The sequence below is a fragment of the Calidithermus terrae genome, from assembly GCF_003574345.1.
Lineage (GTDB): Bacteria > Deinococcota > Deinococci > Deinococcales > Thermaceae > Calidithermus > Calidithermus chliarophilus.
Genome location: NZ_QXDL01000099.1, coordinates 1 through 14,782 on the forward strand (window position 1 = coordinate 1; position 14,782 = coordinate 14,782).

The 14,782-nt window shown below is 69.6% G+C and carries 14 protein-coding genes; 10 read left to right on the plus strand and 4 right to left on the minus strand.

What is annotated here, in order from left to right:
• The 6 genes from Mterra_RS22335 to Mterra_RS12075 form a co-directional block, all read left to right on the plus strand.
• On the plus strand, window positions 1-407 hold a 407-nt coding region (locus Mterra_RS22335; RefSeq protein WP_170159648.1), incomplete at its 5' end, for a hypothetical protein.
• A 25-nt stretch (window positions 408-432) separates the two neighbouring features.
• Window positions 433-969, plus strand: a complete 537-nt coding sequence (locus Mterra_RS12055; protein ID WP_027893260.1) for a DinB family protein — start codon at window positions 433-435, stop codon at window positions 967-969.
• Between the two features lie 4 nt (window positions 970-973).
• Entirely contained in the window at window positions 974-1,210 is a 237-nt protein-coding gene (locus Mterra_RS12060) for a DUF502 domain-containing protein (RefSeq protein ID WP_027893259.1), read from the plus strand.
• A 433-nt stretch (window positions 1,211-1,643) separates the two neighbouring features.
• Window positions 1,644-3,644: a thioredoxin domain-containing protein gene (locus Mterra_RS12065; protein ID WP_027893258.1), complete on the plus strand. Its 2,001-nt coding sequence runs from the start codon at window positions 1,644-1,646 to the stop codon at window positions 3,642-3,644.
• 4 nt (window positions 3,645-3,648) lie between these two features.
• Window positions 3,649-4,410 (plus strand): TIGR00282 family metallophosphoesterase, encoded by a 762-nt coding sequence (locus Mterra_RS12070; protein WP_027893257.1) that lies wholly within the window; start codon window positions 3,649-3,651, stop codon window positions 4,408-4,410.
• 216 nt (window positions 4,411-4,626) lie between these two features.
• Window positions 4,627-6,213 (plus strand): gamma-glutamyltransferase family protein, encoded by a 1,587-nt coding sequence (locus Mterra_RS12075; RefSeq protein ID WP_119315419.1) that lies wholly within the window; start codon window positions 4,627-4,629, stop codon window positions 6,211-6,213.
• 12 nt (window positions 6,214-6,225) lie between these two features.
• Here the strand turns inward: Mterra_RS12075 and Mterra_RS12080 are convergent, their stop codons facing one another.
• Window positions 6,226-7,209 (minus strand): MBL fold metallo-hydrolase, encoded by a 984-nt coding sequence (locus Mterra_RS12080; RefSeq protein WP_119315420.1) that lies wholly within the window; start codon window positions 7,207-7,209, stop codon window positions 6,226-6,228.
• Window positions 7,210-7,516: 307 nt separating this feature from the next.
• On the opposite strand from Mterra_RS12080, the gene Mterra_RS12085 reads away from it, so the two are divergent.
• A complete protein-coding gene (locus Mterra_RS12085; RefSeq protein ID WP_119315421.1) occupies window positions 7,517-9,184 on the plus strand; it encodes a CTP synthase in 1,668 nt (555 codons plus the stop codon).
• A gap of 173 nt (window positions 9,185-9,357) precedes the next feature.
• Here Mterra_RS12085 and Mterra_RS12090 read toward each other — a convergent pair whose 3' ends face one another.
• Window positions 9,358-10,134: an MBL fold metallo-hydrolase gene (locus tag Mterra_RS12090; RefSeq protein ID WP_119315422.1), complete on the minus strand. Its 777-nt coding sequence runs from the start codon at window positions 10,132-10,134 to the stop codon at window positions 9,358-9,360.
• A gap of 69 nt (window positions 10,135-10,203) precedes the next feature.
• On the opposite strand from Mterra_RS12090, the gene Mterra_RS12095 reads away from it, so the two are divergent.
• Entirely contained in the window at window positions 10,204-10,695 is a 492-nt protein-coding gene (locus Mterra_RS12095; RefSeq protein WP_119315423.1) for an NUDIX hydrolase, read from the plus strand.
• 178 nt (window positions 10,696-10,873) lie between these two features.
• On the opposite strand, the gene Mterra_RS12100 is transcribed toward Mterra_RS12095, so the two are convergent.
• Window positions 10,874-11,533, minus strand: coding sequence for a response regulator (locus Mterra_RS12100; protein WP_119315424.1), 660 nt, complete (start codon window positions 11,531-11,533; stop codon window positions 10,874-10,876).
• On the minus strand, window positions 11,530-12,672 hold the full coding sequence (locus Mterra_RS12105) for a sensor histidine kinase (RefSeq protein ID WP_119315425.1): 1,143 nt from the start codon (window positions 12,670-12,672) through the stop codon (window positions 11,530-11,532). Before Mterra_RS12105 ends, Mterra_RS12100 begins: the two co-directional genes overlap by 4 nt.
• Before the next feature lie 125 nt (window positions 12,673-12,797).
• Between Mterra_RS12105 and Mterra_RS12110 the strand changes: the two genes are divergently transcribed.
• Window positions 12,798-13,682 (plus strand): ABC transporter ATP-binding protein, encoded by an 885-nt coding sequence (locus Mterra_RS12110; protein ID WP_119315426.1) that lies wholly within the window; start codon window positions 12,798-12,800, stop codon window positions 13,680-13,682.
• 131 nt (window positions 13,683-13,813) lie between these two features.
• Window positions 13,814-14,662, plus strand: coding sequence for an ABC transporter permease (locus tag Mterra_RS12115; RefSeq protein WP_119315427.1), 849 nt, complete (start codon window positions 13,814-13,816; stop codon window positions 14,660-14,662).
• The last annotated feature ends 120 nt before the right edge of the window (window positions 14,663-14,782 follow it).

A 14,782-nucleotide genomic window follows, 5' to 3' on the forward strand; every position in this document is an offset into this window, starting at 1 on the left:
CGCCCCTGCCGCCCCTGACCAAGCCCGCCGAGGGCGGCGTGTTGAAGCAGGGTCAGGTCTGGACGCTGTTCGTCAAGGACCCCAGCCTGGCGAACGCCTCCTTCAAGATCGTCGTGCGCAAGTCGCCCTTCCAGGCGGTGCAGGGCAGCGGGACCCAGGGCGCGATCATCGCCCTGGACAAGCGCCACGTCGTGCTGGCTTATAGCCCCTCCACCCGCCAGCTCAACGCCACCGTCTACCTCGAGCCCCTGCGCGGCTACGCGACCTCCAAGGCGCTGTTCTGCTCGACGACCCAGAGCGGCCCCACCTGGACCGGCCTCACCTTCGTGGGCACCCGCGAGGCCTACCCCGAGGCCGTCCGGCAGCGCAAGTACACCGGGCGCTGTGCCCTGAAGCTCGAGCCCTGAGCCTCCGGGCGGGTAGAATCGCCCCATGCAGACTCCCACCCGGCTCCCGCCGTTCCTGCGCGGCGACATCGAAGGCGTTCACCCCCTGGTTTCGGTCTGGCTGCGCAACCTCGAGGAGGTGGAGGAGACCGTGGACAGGTGGGCCGCCGACTTAGGCCCCGAGGGCTTCTGGTGGCTCCCGGCCGAAGGCGCCAACGCCGTCGGCGGCCTAGTGCGCCACGTCGGCATGGCCTCCGCCCGCCTCTACTTCCGGGGGACAGGCCAGGAGATCCCCCAGGCCTACCGGCTCTTGCCGCCGGAGCAGTTGCGGGTGACCCACGAGCCCCCCGCGGCGGTGCTGGAGGAATTCCGCGCGAACCTGCGCCTGGTCCGTGACGGGCTCTCCCGGCTCGAGCAGCCCGACCTCGAGGCCCCCTGCTCCTGGGGCGACTTCGCCCCCGTCCCGGCCCTTTACGTCTTCGACCACATCGCCGCCCACGCCCAGCACCACGCCGGGCAGATCATCACCACCCGCAAGCTCTGGAACGCCCTGAAGAGCCCCGGCGGCGGTGTGTTATCCTGAAGCCATGAACGAGCGTTCTTTCCAAGATATCCTCGAGTGGGTGGTATTGGGCCTGCTCATCGCCGTGGCTGCGCTCGTGGTCATGTGGGTGGGCGGCTGGCTTTTCACGTTCTTAGGAGCCATTCTCAAGGGCCTGGCCGGTCTGGTGTTCCGCCTGCTCACGATCCTGGTCCCCGCCCTGATCGTGGCCGGGGCGGTGTACTTCATCCTGCGGTACGTTCAGAAGCCCAAGTCGGCGTGAGATGCGTCGGTGGCTGATAGCCGATAGCTGAACGCTAAGCGCCGATAGCTGGTAGCCGAACGCAAAATGCCCCCTCTCCCGTCGGGAGAGGGGGTTCCCGTATCAAAGCTGATGGCTAACGGCTTGCAGCTTATACCGGATTCAAAAAGATAATCATCCGATCCGAAGAGCCCGGAGGCTATCTTTTTGAATCCTAGAGCACACCCCTCCCTGACGGTCGGCGAAGAAAGCGTATCCCTTCGGTCGGGTTGGTCCGTCACCGAACGGTGACGGACCAACCGAATCTGGTATTACTACTCCCCTGTGCCCGCCCGGCCCTTTTCTTCCCCGCCGGCCGGGAGGGTTCCCCGCACGCCACAGGCCTCCCTTCACCCGGCACCCTCTGGAAACCGCTCTTACAGTTCTGGGCGGTCCCAGGCACTAGGCTCGGCTCATGCCGAACCGCTTGATCCACGAGACGAGCCCCTACCTCCTGCAGCACGCCCACAACCCGGTGGACTGGTATCCGTGGGGGGAGGAGGCCTTCGCCAAGGCGCGGGCGGAGGACAAGCCCATCTTTTTGTCGGTGGGTTATGCCACCTGCCACTGGTGCCACGTGATGGAGCGCGAGAGCTTCGAGGACCCCGAGGTGGCGGCCTTCCTCAGCGCGCACTTCGTGCCGATCAAGGTGGACCGGGAGGAACTGCCCGACGTGGACCACGTCTACATGAGCGCCCTGCAGGCCATGACCGGTTCCGGCGGCTGGCCCATGAGCATGTTCCTGATGCCCGACCTGCGGCCCTTCTACGGCGGGACTTACTTCCCCCCGCGCGACCACCCGCAACTGCCCAGCTTCCGGCGGCTGCTCGAGGCCGTCCGCAACGCCTGGCTGCACCAGAAGGAGGACGTGCTCGAGAACGCCCAGGGCCTCACCGCCGCGCTGGGCAACGCGCTCCGGCCGCGCGGCGCGCCCCTGCCCGAGGACCTGCACGCGGCAGCTTTGGCCGGGCTGTCGCGGGCTTTCGACCCGAGCTACGGCGGCTTCGGGGGGGCGCCCAAGTTCCCCCAGAGCCCGGCGCTGCTCTACCTGCTCTCCCACGCCTGGCTGGGGGACGGCGTGGCCTGGAAGCACCTCGAGCTCACCCTCGAGCGCATGATGGAGGGCGGCATCTACGACCAGGTGGGCGGCGGCTTCCACCGCTACGCCGTGGACGGCATCTGGCGGGTGCCGCACTTCGAGAAGATGCTCTACGACAACGCGCAACTGGCGCGGGTCTACCTGGGGGGCTACGAGCTCTCGGGCAAGGAGCGCTACCGGCAGGTGGCCGAGGAGATTTTGCGCTACGTGCTGCGCGAGATGACCGGACCGCAGGGCGAGTTCTGGTCGGCCCAGGACGCCGACTCGGAGGGCGTAGAGGGCAAGTTCTACGTCTGGAGCGAGGCCGAGTTCCGTGAGGTGCTGGGGGCCGACGCCGACGCGGCCGCCCGGCTGTTCGGGGTGTCGGAGGCGGGGAACTGGGAGGGGGTCAACGTGCTCGAGCGCCGCTTCCCCGACGAGGCGCTGCGCGAGTCGCTGGGCCTGAGCCCCCAGGCCTACGGCGAGTGGGTCGAGGGCGTTCGGAGCCGGCTCTACGAGCGCCGCAAAGGGCGCGTTTGGCCCCTCACCGACGACAAGGTGCTTGCCGACTGGAACGGCCTGATGCTGCGGGCCTTCGCGGAGGCCGGGCGGTTGCTGGGGGAGGAGCGCTACCTGGAGGCCGCCCGCGCCAACGCCCGCTTCGTGCTGGGGACCATGCTGACGGGCGGCTTGCTGCGCCACTCCTGGCGGGCCGGGAAGCTGCGCCCCGAGGCCTACCTGAGCGACCAGGCCAATTACGGGCTGGGGTTGCTGGAGCTCTACCAGGCCACCGGGGAGATGGAGTGGCTCGAGGCCGCCCACCAGCGGGCCGAAGCCGTACTGGCCCACTTCCGCGACCCCGAGGGCGGCTTCCGCGACTCTATGAACGAGGGGCTGCCCGTCAAGGCCAAGGACGTGTACGACGGGCCCTACCCCAGCCCTTCGGCCTCGGCGGCCGAGTTGCTGTTCCGGCTGGCCGCCCTTTACGAGCGCCCCGAGTGGCACGAGGCGGCTCTGTCGGCGGTGGAGGTCTACTCGCAGAGCCTCCTGCGCAGCGCCTTCGGCTTCCCGGCGCTGCTCCAGGCGCACCTCGTCGGCACGCAGGGCAGCGAGCTGGCGATGGTGACGCCCTCGAGCTGGCTCCCGGAGGTGAGGGGGCAGTACCTGCCCATCACCACCCTGGCGTCCGGGCCCGCCGGCTCCGTGCCGATCCTCGCCGACCGGAAAGCGGGCCTGGCCTACTTGTGCCGCCACGGCTCGTGCCGGCTGCCGTCGGAGAATTTCCAGGCCCTGAGGGCTGAATTGCACGCGCTGTACCCGGGTGCCCGATTAGACTAGGCGCATGCGTGTCCTATTCATCGGGGATATCTTCGCCGAACCCGGTTTGCGCATCGTCTCGAGGCACCTCCCCGATATCCGCGACGACTTCGACGTGGTCGTCGCCAACGCCGAGAACACCGCGGGGGGCCTGGGCCTCTCCAAGGCGGCCTACAAGCGCCTGCGCAACGCGGGCGTGGACGTGCTGACCCTGGGTAACCACGCCTGGGACCAGCGCGAGGTGTACGAGCTCATCGAGACCGAGCCCATCGTGCGGGCCCAGAACTACCCCCCTGGCACCCCCGGCAAGGGCTGGTGGCGGCTCGAGGCGGCAGGGGAGAGCCTGTTGGTCTGCCAGATGATGGGCCGCCTCTTCATGGACCCCCTCGAGGACCCCTTCCGCGGCATGGACGCCCTCCTGGCCGAGCAGTCCGCCGACCACGTGCTGCTCGAGGTCCACGCCGAGGCCACCGCCGAGAAGCTGGCCCTGGCCCGCCACCTCGACGGGCGGGTAGCCGCCGTCCTGGGCACCCACACCCACGTCCCCACCGCCGACGCCGAAATCCTGCCGGGGGGCACCGGCTACCAGACCGACGTGGGCATGACCGGCACCTACGACGGCATCATCGGCGGCGAAGTGCACAGCTTCCTGGGCCGCTTCCTCACCCAGCGCCCCACCCGCTTCCGCGCCCAGGAAGGCCCCGCCCGCTTCCACGCCACCGCGCTCGAGTTCGAAAAGGGCCGTTGCGTGAGCATTAAACCCTACCGCTTCGACGAGCCAGTTTAGAAGGGCCGCCAGCGAAAGGCAGCCTAAAGGCCGAGGCATCTCGCGCATTGCGCACGACGTACGACGTAGGACGCACGACAGACGTACAACCGGCGTTTTGCGTCTTGCGTTTTGCGTCTGGCGTACGACGTAGGACGTACGACGTACGACCCGCCCCCGGCGTCCGGCCGCTAGCCCCTTGACCCTCGACCTCTCTCCTCCTGTACCCTGCTACTCGTGGACCTCAACTACTACCCTTATCCCTCGCGCCGCACGGTGATGGTGGGTAAGCGCGGCGCGGTGGCCACCTCGCAGCCTCAGGCGGCGCTGGCCGGCATGGAGATGCTGCTGGCCGGGGGCAACGCGGCGGACGCGGCCCTGGCGATAGCGATCGCGCTCACGGTGCTCGAGCCCACCTCCAACGGCATCGGCTCGGACGCCTTCGCCCTGATCTGGGACGGCAAACTGCACGGGCTCAACGCCTCGGGGCCCAGCCCCAGCCAGCTCCCGCCCAGCGCCTTCGAGGGGATGCAGGAGGTCCCGGCTCGAGGCTGGCTGCCGGTCACCGTGCCGGGGACCCCGGCGGGCTGGCGGGCGGTGTCGGAGCGCTTCGGCAAGCTGCCCTTCGAGCGGCTGTTCGAGCCGGCCATCCGCTACGCGGAGGAAGGCTTCGCGGTGTCGCCGGTGACGGCGCGGGGCTGGGGCCGCTCGGCGGAGACCTTCCTGAAGATGTCCGGGCCGGAACACCGGGCCTTTAACGAGGTGTTTTTCCCTGGGGGGCGCGGCCCGCGGGCCGGGGAGGTCTGGCGCAGCCCGGGCCATGCGGCCACGCTGCGGGAGATCGCCTCGAGCCACGCCGAGAGCTTCTACCGGGGCGCGCTGGCCCAGAAGACGGCCGAATTTGCCGCCGCCACCGGGGGCTGGCTGGCCCAGGCCGACCTCGCCGCCTACGAGCCGGAGTGGGTCGAGCCCATCTCGGCCCAGTACGGGGGCCTCGAGCTGCACGAGATCCCGCCCAACGGGCAGGGCATCGCCGCGCTGATGGCGCTCAAGATCCTCGGCGGCTTCGACATGGCCCGCGCCGCCCACGACCCCGTCGAGTACCTGCACCTCCAGGTCGAGGCCATGAAGCTCGCCTTCGCCGACGTCCAGGCCGAAGTCACCGACCCCCGCCACATGCGCGTGGGCAGCGCCGACCTGCTCGACGAGACCTACCTCTCCGGCCGCCGCCGGCTCATCGGCGACACGGCTCGAGCCGCCGAGGCCGGCATCCCCAAGGGGGGCACGGTCTACCTCTGCGCCGCCGACGGCGAGCTGATGGTGAGCTTCATCCAGTCCAACTACATGGGCTTCGGAGCCGGGGTGCTGGTGCCGGGCACCGGAATTGCCTTGCAGAACCGGGGGGCGGGCTTCGTGCTCGAGCCCGGCCACCCCAACCGCTACGCCCCCGCCAAGCGCCCCTTCCACACCATCATCCCCGGCTTCCTGACCCGCGGCGGCAAGCCCTTAGGCCCCTTCGGGGTGATGGGCGGCCACATGCAGCCCCAAGGCCACCTGCAGGTGGTGCTGGGGCTGGAGGACATGGGCCTCAACCCGCAGGCCGTGCTCGACGCGCCGCGCTGGCAGTGGGTCAAGGGCAAGCAGGTGCTGCTCGAGCCCAGCGTCCCTCAGCACGTGGTGCAGGGCCTCATCGACCGGGGCCACCAGGTGGTGATCCAGCCCGAAGCCGGGCTCTTCGGGCGGGGGCAGATCATCCTGCGGCAGGGGGAGACCCTGGTCGCCGGCTCCGAGCCCAGGGCCGACGGCCAGGCGCTGGCCTGGTGAGCTAGGCGGACTTCAGGCCCTTCGGCCGGGGGCCAGAGAATGAACCGTGCTGCTGTAGCGGATCGTCCCGTCCTCGGAGCGCTCGACGGCCCCGAGGTTAACCAGGTACTCCAGGTGCGCCAGCGTTTCCGACCAGGCGAAGCGGCGCTGCGGCAGCGAGAGCTCGCCGGGGAAGAGCCCTAAGGAGAGCTCCCAGCAGGTCTTGGGCTCGCCGTTCATCAGGCCCAGCAGGTAGTCCAGGCGCTCGTGGTGGTGGGCGGCCAGCTCGGCGATGCGGCCCCGCAGGTCGCGCAGGGGGCGGTAGTGGCCGGGCAGGGCCAGCGAGACCTCGAGCCCCCGCGCCTTCTCCAGTGACTCCAGGTAGAGCCCCAGCGGGTCGGGGTAGGAGTAGGCCCACACGCCGATGTTGGGGGAGATGCGCTCGAGCACGTGGTCGCCGGCCAGCAGCACCCCGTCGCTCTCGCGCAGCAGCATGGCGTGCCCGTCGGCGTGGCCGGGGGTCCACACCGCCCGCCAGCGCTGCCCGGCGAGCTCGAGCACCTCCCCGTCGCGGAAGGTGCGGGGGTTTCCGGGCGCGTGCACCCGGCTGCGGGTCTTGTCCATCTCGCGCCCCAGGTTGCTCAGGGCTTCGTCGGGGACCCCGTGCCGGCGGAAGAGCTCGAGCCCGGTCCGGTTCATGGCCTCGGGCTCGGTCCAGAAGGGGTGGCCGCGCTCGAGCTCCACGTCCAGCAGGTACACCGGCACCCCCTCGGCCTCGATCAGCCCGGCCAGGCCGTAGTGGTCGGGGTGGTGGTGGGTCAGCACCAGCCGCTCGAGGTCGCCGAACTTCAGCCCGTGCCGGGCTAAGCCGGTCTCGAGGGCACCCCTGGCCTCGGGCGTGTCGAGCGCACAGTCCACCAGCACCGCCCCCTCGCCCAGCAGCAAGTAGCAGTTGACGTACTTGAACGGGTAGGGGATGGGAACCGGGATAACCTCGATGCCGGGCGCGATACTCATGGTTTAACTATACTCCTGGTTTGACTCGGTACAGAAATGTGGGGTGATCTTGAGGCCGTATGTGTTGGGTCGTACGTCTTACGTCGTACGTCCTACGCAAAACGCCCAGGCCTCGGCCCTGGACCCTAGGCCCTCGACGGGCCACGGGCCTTCCGCTGACGGCTTACCCCTCACCCCGCCATCTGCCTCATCCACGGCGAGCCTGAACAGTGGTATGCTGAAGTCCCGTGAAAACCTAGCTGGCTGGCCTCGACGCCAGGAGGGGCGTGAGGTCGTTCAGCCTTGTTTTGTTTTGGAGGAGAGCAGGATGAAATACATATTCGTCACGGGCGGTGTGGTGAGCAGTTTGGGCAAGGGCATCCTGACCTCCTCGCTGGGGGCGATCCTGCGGGCGCGGGGCTACAAGGTCACGGCGATCAAGATCGACCCCTACGTGAACGTGGACGCGGGGACCATGCGCCCTTACGAGCACGGCGAGGTCTTCGTCACCGGCGACGGGGCCGAGACCGACCTCGACATCGGGCATTACGAGCGCTTCCTCGACATCGACCTCAGCCGGGGCAACAACCTGACCACCGGGCAGGTCTACCTCTCGGTGATCCAGAAGGAGCGCCGCGGGGAGTACCTGTCGCAGACGGTGCAGGTGATCCCCCACATCACCGACGAGATCAAGGACCGCATCCGCCGCGTCGCCAAGGAGCAGGAGGCCGACATCGCGGTGGTGGAGGTGGGGGGCACGGTGGGCGACATCGAGAGCCTGCCCTTTTTGGAGGCCATCCGCCAGTTCCAGTTCGACGAGGAGGACGGCGACGTGATGTACATCCACCTCACGCTGCTGCCCTACCTGCCCACTTCCGAGGAGTTCAAGACCAAGCCCACCCAGCACTCGGTCTCGGCGCTGCGGGGCCTGGGCATCCAGGCCGACGCGGTGGTGCTGCGCTCGGACAAGATGGTGCCCGAGGACGTGCGCAAGAAGGTGGCACTCTTCACCAACGTGCGCCCCAGCGAGGTCTTCTCCAGCCCCACCGTGCAGTTCCTCTACGAGGTGCCGCTGGTGCTCGAGGAGCAGGGCGTCGGGCGGGTGGTGGAGAAGAAGCTGGGCCTAGAGCCCATCCAGCCCAACCTCAGCTTCTGGCAGAACGCCGTGCGCAAGCTCAAGCACCCCTCGAGCGAGGTCACGGTGGCCTTCGTGGGCAAGTACGTCAAGATGCCCGACGCCTATCTCTCCATCCTCGAGGGCTTCCGCCACGCGGGGATCGCCAACGACGCCCGCGTGAACGTGAAGTGGGTCAACGCCGAGGAGGTCACCGGCCTCGAGAAGGCCGCCGAGGCGCTGCACGGGGTGGACGGGGTGCTGGTGGGGCCCGGCTTCGGCATCCGCGGCATCGAGGGCAAGATCCTGTGCGCCCGCTACGCCCGCGAGAACGGCATCCCCTACTTCGGCATCTGCCTGGGCCTGCAGGTCGCGGTGATCGAGTTCGCGCGCAACGTGCTGGGCCTGGAGGGGGCCAACTCCACCGAGTTCGACCCCTACACCCCCCACCCCGTCATCGACCTCATGCCCGAGCAGCTCGAGGTCGAGGGCTTGGGCGGCACGATGCGGCTGGGCAACTGGCCCATGCGCATCCACCCCGAGACCACCCTGCACCGCCTCTACGGCAAGGACCTGGCCTACGAGCGCCACCGCCACCGCTACGAGGTCAACCCCGCCTACGTGCAGAAGCTCATCGAGGGCGGCCTCACCGTCTCGGCGGTCACGCCGGGCATGCACGGGCGCGGCGAGGGCCTGGTCGAGGCCGTCGAACTCCCCGGCCACCCCTTCTTCATCGGCCTGCAGTCCCACCCCGAGCTCGCCAGCCGCCCCATGCGGGTCTCCCCGCCCTTTGGCGGCTTCGTCGCGGCGGCCCTCGAGCGCCACCGCCAGTTCAAGATCCTGGCCGAGCGGCCCAGCCCGAACGCGCCGCGGCTGGCTTGAGGGCGGGTGGGTCGGGCGTCGTACGTTGAATGCAAGACGCCGGTCGTGCGTCGTACGTCGTACGCAAGACGCAAAACGCAAGACGCAAGACGCAAGACGTCTTGGCCCTCGACCCTAGACCCTTGACCCTCGACAAACCACAAGCTGGCGGCTGAAGGCTTGTACCGCTCAGCTCAAGGCAGCTCGAGCACCAGCCCGTCATGTGCGTACATTGCCCCCTCGGGCGCGGGCTTGCGGCGGTCGATGCCGTGGCTGAGGTGGGTGAATACGGTGCGGGCGGGCTTGAGCCGGGAGACGAGTTCTACGGCTTCGGTCACGTCGTACACGCTGCGGCTGGCGACGGGGGCGGGCTCCTTGTAGAAGCTGGTGCCCAGGACCAGCAGGTCCAGGCCGCGCCAGGGCTCGAGGTCTTCGAGGCCGATGCAGTCGGGCATGTAGGCCCAGGAGCCGTGGGGGCCGTCGAAGCGGAAGGCGTAGGACCAGCCGTTGTAGCCGTGGGGCACCTTTACGGCGCTCACGGCGTAGCCCGCGAAGGTGCGCCCGGCGTCCTCGAGCGCGCGGAAAGGGATGCGCTCGAGGTAGGTCCCCTGGAACAAGTAGGCGAAGCGCTGCTGCAACTGGGGCAGCACCTCGCGCGGGGCGTAGGCGGGGCAGGGCTCCTTGGTCCAGCGGGCGCGGTCGGCCACGTCGCCCAGGCCCAGGATGTGGTCGTTGTGGGCGTGGGTGATGAGCACGGCGTCGAAGCGGCGCAGGCCCTCGCGGGTGGCCTGGAGGCGGAACTCGGGGGCCACGTCGATCAGGACCTGCTCGGAACCCTCGACCCACACCGAGGGCCGGGTGCGGGCGTTGAGCCCCGTGGCGCGGGCCTCCTGGCACACCGAACACCCGCACCACCAGCGGGGGACACCCTGTGAATCGCCGCTGCCGAGGAAACGCAACCGTGAGGCCATACGCCGCCGAGTCTATCAGGGCGGGATGGGCTCGAGAACGGCGTGCGGGGCGCACGCTAAGATACCCCCATGCCCTACACCCCCATCCTGGCGACGCTCGGCTACGTGCTCTCGCCCGACGGCCGCTCGGTGCTGCTGATCCACCGCAACGCCCGCCCCGAAGACCCCGCCTTAGGCAAGTACAACGGGTTGGGGGGCAAGCTCGAGCCCCACGAGGACGTGGCTGCCGGGATGCGCCGCGAGCTGCGCGAGGAAGCCGGCATCGAGGCCACCCGCCTCATCCTGCGTGGCACCCTCTCCTGGCCCGGCTTCGGCAAGCACGGCGAGGACTGGTTCGGCTTCGTGTTCCTCGTCCCCGAGTGGACCGGCACGCCTTTGGAGCGCAACCCCGAGGGGGCGCTCGAGTGGGTCGCGCTCGAGCGCGTCGTCCGGATGGAACTGCCCATGTGGCCCGGCGACCGCCACTTCCTGCCGCTGGTCTTCGACGACGACCCGCGCCCTTTCCACGGGGTGATGCCGTACGCGGGCGGGCGGCCGGTGTCGTGGAGTTTTACGCGGTGAGGGGGTTGATAGCCGGGCGCGGGTCGCGGGTCGGACGTCCTACGTCGTACGTCGTACGCGAAACGCCGAACGCCAGACGCCAGACGCCAGACGCCAGACGCAAGACGCCGGTCGTACGTCGTACGCCGAACGCAAGATGCGAAATGCTTTGACCCTCGATAAACTACGGGCCGGCTAGCTAAATCAACCCCAGCTCGAGCGCCTTCAGCACCGCCCTGGTCCGGTCGCGCACGCCCAGCTTGGAGAGGATGGAGGAGACGTGGTTTTTCACGGTGCCTTCGGAGATGCCCAGGGCGCTGCCCACCTCGCGGTTGTTGTAGCCCCCGGCCAGCAGGCGCAGGATCTCGGTCTCGCGGTCGGTGAGCTCTTCGGGGTCGTAGGCGTCGGCGTAGGGGCGGGTGGGGGAGTCGCCCTTGTGCAGTTGGGTCAGGCCGCGGATTAATCGCTCGGTGACGGCGGGCTGGATCAGGGTGCCGCCCGCGGCCAGGATCTCGATGGCCTCGACGAGTTGGGCTAGGGTCACGTCCTTGAGCAGATAGCCCTTGGCCCCGGCGCGCAGGGCGTCCAGGACCCGCTCGTCGTCGTCGAAGGTGGTGAGGATGAGGGTGGGGGGGAAGAAGCCGGCTCGGGAAAGGGCCCTGAGGGTGCCGATGCCGTCGAGCACCGGCATCCGCAGGTCGAGCAGCACCACGTCGGGGCGGTGCAGGGCGACGGCCTGCAGGCCCTCCTGGCCGTCGGAGGCTTCCGCGACGACCCTTACCCGGTCGGAGAGCTCGAGCAGGCTCCTGATCCCCTGGCGCACCAGGGTCTGGTCGTCCACCAGCACCACCCGGATCACGAGGGCATCACCGCGTCGATGCTGAAGCCCTCGCCGGGGCGGCTCTCGACCTGGAGGCGACCGCCCAACTGCTCCAGCCGCTCGCGCATCCCGCGCAGGCCGTTGCCCGCCCTGACCTCCCGCACGCCGCGCCCGTCGTCGCGGGCGTGGACGGCGAGGCCCTCGGGGGTGGCCTCGAGGCGGATCCAGAGGTTATCGGCCTGGGCGTGGCGCACGGCGTTGGTGATGACCTCCTGCACGCAGCGCACCAGGGCGTGGGCTTTTTCGGGGTCTTCCAGGCTCACGCCGGGCTCGAGCGCGAGGTGGATGGCGGGCTTGGGCACCCCCTCCACCAGCGCCCGCAGGGAGGCCTCGAGGTCGATGGGCGTGTCGCGCATGGCGCTGACCACGCCCCGCACGCCGCCCAGCAGCTCCTTGGCGATCTGCCGGGCCTTCGCCACGTGCTCGCGCGACTTCTGCCCTTCGGTGTGGGTGGCGATCTCGAGGTTGAGCGCGAGCGCGGTGAGCTGGTGGCCGATGAGGTCGTGCAGCTCGCGGGCGATGCGCACCCGCTCGCCCACCCGGCTCGACTCGGAGAGCAGGGCCTGGGTGGCCTTGAGCTCGGCGTTGAGCTGGCTCAGTTCGGCCCGCGCCCGCGCCTCGCGCAGCGCGGCCTCGGTGGAGAAGAGGGCGAAGAGCTGGAAGCCCAGGTAGGCGAAGACCGAGACCGTGACCTCGAGCCCGTCGTCCCAGCCGCCCACCCGGGAGAAGGTGACGGCCATCAGCGCGGTCTGGGCCAGCACCAGCGCCACCGCCTGCGGCAGGCGCAGCACGTGGGGGGCGTGGGCGGCGGTGATGATGAACAGCACCGCGATGAAGCCGTACTGCGGCAGCAGCAGCAGCGCGCACGACGCCAGGAACACCTGCAGGCCCAGTACCGCCCGCTCCACCTTGGGCGTGGCGTTCAAAAAGGGCAGGCGCTCGGAAGCGACGAGGGCGAAGATCAGGCCGAACAGCAAGTAGCAGGCCAGCCACAGGTAGTTGCCCGGCTGGGCGAAGAGGGCGGGCTTCTGGGCCCACTGGAGCACCACCGGCACCCCCACCACCAGCCAGGTGCCCACCCCGGCCCAGTACGACATCTGCAGCGCCCACGGCGGCATGGCCGAATTATAGGTTCGGCTCCCCCGGGCTTCCCCTGCCGAAAGTCATGCCCACCTCCCGTGACCCCCAGCAGATGTGGGCGGGGCGGGGCAGGCCCTACCCTGGGCCACGACGGAGGCAGAGCATGAACGTGATCGAGATGCAGGGGGTGAGCAAGCGCTACGGGAAGCTCGAGGCGTTGCGCGGGGTGAGCCTCGAGGTGGGCGCGGGCGAGGTGGTGGCCTTCCTGGGGCCCAACGGGGCCGGAAAGACCACCGCCATCAGCATCATGCTGGGCCAGAAGCTGCCCGACTCCGGCACGGTGCGCCTCTTCGGGCACCGCCCCGACCTCCCTGAGGCCAGGGGCCGGGTGGGGGTGATGCTGCAGGAGTCGGGGCTGCCGCAGAGCCTCACCGTCGAGGAAATCGTCGAGCTCTTCGCCCGCTACTACCCCTACCGCCTGCCCACCCAGGAGGTGCTGGAGCGCGCCGACTTGCTGGAGAAGCGCCGCGCCCAGGTGAGCCAGCTCTCGGGCGGGCAGAAGCAGCGGCTGTACTTCGCCCTGGCCGTGGTGGGCGACCCCGACCTGATCTTCCTCGACGAGCCCACCGTGGCGATGGACGTCGAGGCGCGGCGGGCCTTCTGGGAGCAGGTGCGGGGCTTCGCCGCGCTGGGCAAGACCATCCTCTTCAGCACCCACTACCTCGAGGAGGCCGACGCCAACGCCGACCGGGTGGTGGTGCTGCACCAGGGCCGGGTGCTCCACAGCGGCACCCCCGCCCAGGTCAAGCGCCGGGTGGCCGCCAAGACCGTGCGCCTGCGCACCGACGCCCCGCTCGAGCGGCTCCAAGCCCTGCCCGGCGCACAGCGGCTCGAGCAAGAAAACGGCCACGTGCTGGTCTACTCCAACGAGCCCGAGGCCTTCCTCGGCGAACTGGTGCGGCGGGGCTACTCCATGAGCGACCTCACCGTCAAAGACACCGACCTCGAGGCCGCCTTCGTGAGCCTGACGGGGAGGCTCGAGGCCTGAGGTGCGCGCCCTGGCCTTCTCCAGCCCCCGTGTCGCAAGACCCTGACCGCCGCTTTTAGGGCCCGCCTGGCCCCGAACTTGCTCGAGTTCGCGTGGGCCGCCGGGCGGGCACAGCAATCGAGGAGAACACCATGACCAAGACCATCACCAACGTGACCAAGCGCCGCCTGAGCCCCACCGCCCGTCCCGGCGGCTCCACCTCCGCCATGCTGTGGGCCCAGGTCCGCTCGGAGTTCCTGGCCGCCTTCCGCGTGCCCGAGTTCCTCATCGGCATCGTGGCGGTCCCGGTGATGCTTTACGCCATGTTCGGCCTCACCTCCAGCGGCACCCTTCCCGACGGCACCCAGGTCCGGGCGCTGATGATGGCCTCCTTCGCGGCCTACGGCCTGCTGAGCCTGGCGATCTTCACCTTCGGCGTGGACGTGGCCCAAGACCGCAAGGGCGGCTGGCTGCGCCTGATGCGGGTCACGCCCATGCCGGCGTGGGTCTACTTCGCCGGGAAGTTCGCCATGAGCGTGCTCTTCGGCGCCCTGACCCTCCTCGTCCTCTTCGCGGTGGCCGCCTTGGCGGGCGGGGTGCGGCTGCCGCCGGAGAAGTGGCTCGCCACCTTCGGCGTGCTGCTGCTGGGCGGGCTCTCGCTCTCCACGCTGGGCTTCGCGCTGGGCTACCTGGCCCGCCCCAAGGCCGCGAGCACCATCGCCAACCTGGTCTACCTGCCTCTCTCCTTCGCCAGCGGCTTCTTCTTCCCGCTCTCCCGCCTGCCCGAGTTCCTGCGCGAGACGGCCCCCTACCTCCCCACCTACCACTTCGGCCAGTTGGTCTGGAGCACGGTGGGCTCGAGGGAGGCCGCCCAAGCCTTCACCGGCGTCGAGCCGGGGGGGACGCTCGAGCACGCCCTGTGGCTGCTGGGAACCTTCGTGTTCTTCGGGCTGTTGGCGCTGTGGGGTTATCGCCGCGACCGCGACGAAGCCCGGAGTTGAGCCGGTGGCCGGTAGCCGGGCGCGGGTCGTACGTCGTACGCCAAACGCCTTTTCTCTACCCCCCTTAACAAGGGGGGCTGGGGGGGATAAACCCTCCCCGCCGGCGGGGAGGGTTTATCC

Excerpts from the sequence above, each read along its gene's own strand:
- Mterra_RS12105 (WP_119315425.1), bottom strand. The coding sequence starts at position 12,672 with ATGCCGCCGTGGGCGCTGCAGATGTCGTACTGGGCCGGGGTGGGCACC.
- Mterra_RS12070 (WP_027893257.1), top strand. The coding sequence starts at position 3,649 with ATGCGTGTCCTATTCATCGGGGATATCTTCGCCGAACCCGGTTTGCGC.
- Mterra_RS12095 (WP_119315423.1), top strand. The coding sequence starts at position 10,204 with ATGCCCTACACCCCCATCCTGGCGACGCTCGGCTACGTGCTCTCGCCC.
- Mterra_RS12115 (WP_119315427.1), top strand. The coding sequence starts at position 13,814 with ATGACCAAGACCATCACCAACGTGACCAAGCGCCGCCTGAGCCCCACC.
- Mterra_RS12085 (WP_119315421.1), top strand. The coding sequence starts at position 7,517 with ATGAAATACATATTCGTCACGGGCGGTGTGGTGAGCAGTTTGGGCAAG.
- Mterra_RS12080 (WP_119315420.1), bottom strand. The coding sequence starts at position 7,209 with ATGAGTATCGCGCCCGGCATCGAGGTTATCCCGGTTCCCATCCCCTAC.
- Mterra_RS12090 (WP_119315422.1), bottom strand. The coding sequence starts at position 10,134 with ATGGCCTCACGGTTGCGTTTCCTCGGCAGCGGCGATTCACAGGGTGTC.
- Mterra_RS12060 (WP_027893259.1), top strand. The coding sequence starts at position 974 with ATGAACGAGCGTTCTTTCCAAGATATCCTCGAGTGGGTGGTATTGGGC.
- Mterra_RS12065 (WP_027893258.1), top strand. The coding sequence starts at position 1,644 with ATGCCGAACCGCTTGATCCACGAGACGAGCCCCTACCTCCTGCAGCAC.
- Mterra_RS12110 (WP_119315426.1), top strand. The coding sequence starts at position 12,798 with ATGAACGTGATCGAGATGCAGGGGGTGAGCAAGCGCTACGGGAAGCTC.
- Mterra_RS12055 (WP_027893260.1), top strand. The coding sequence starts at position 433 with ATGCAGACTCCCACCCGGCTCCCGCCGTTCCTGCGCGGCGACATCGAA.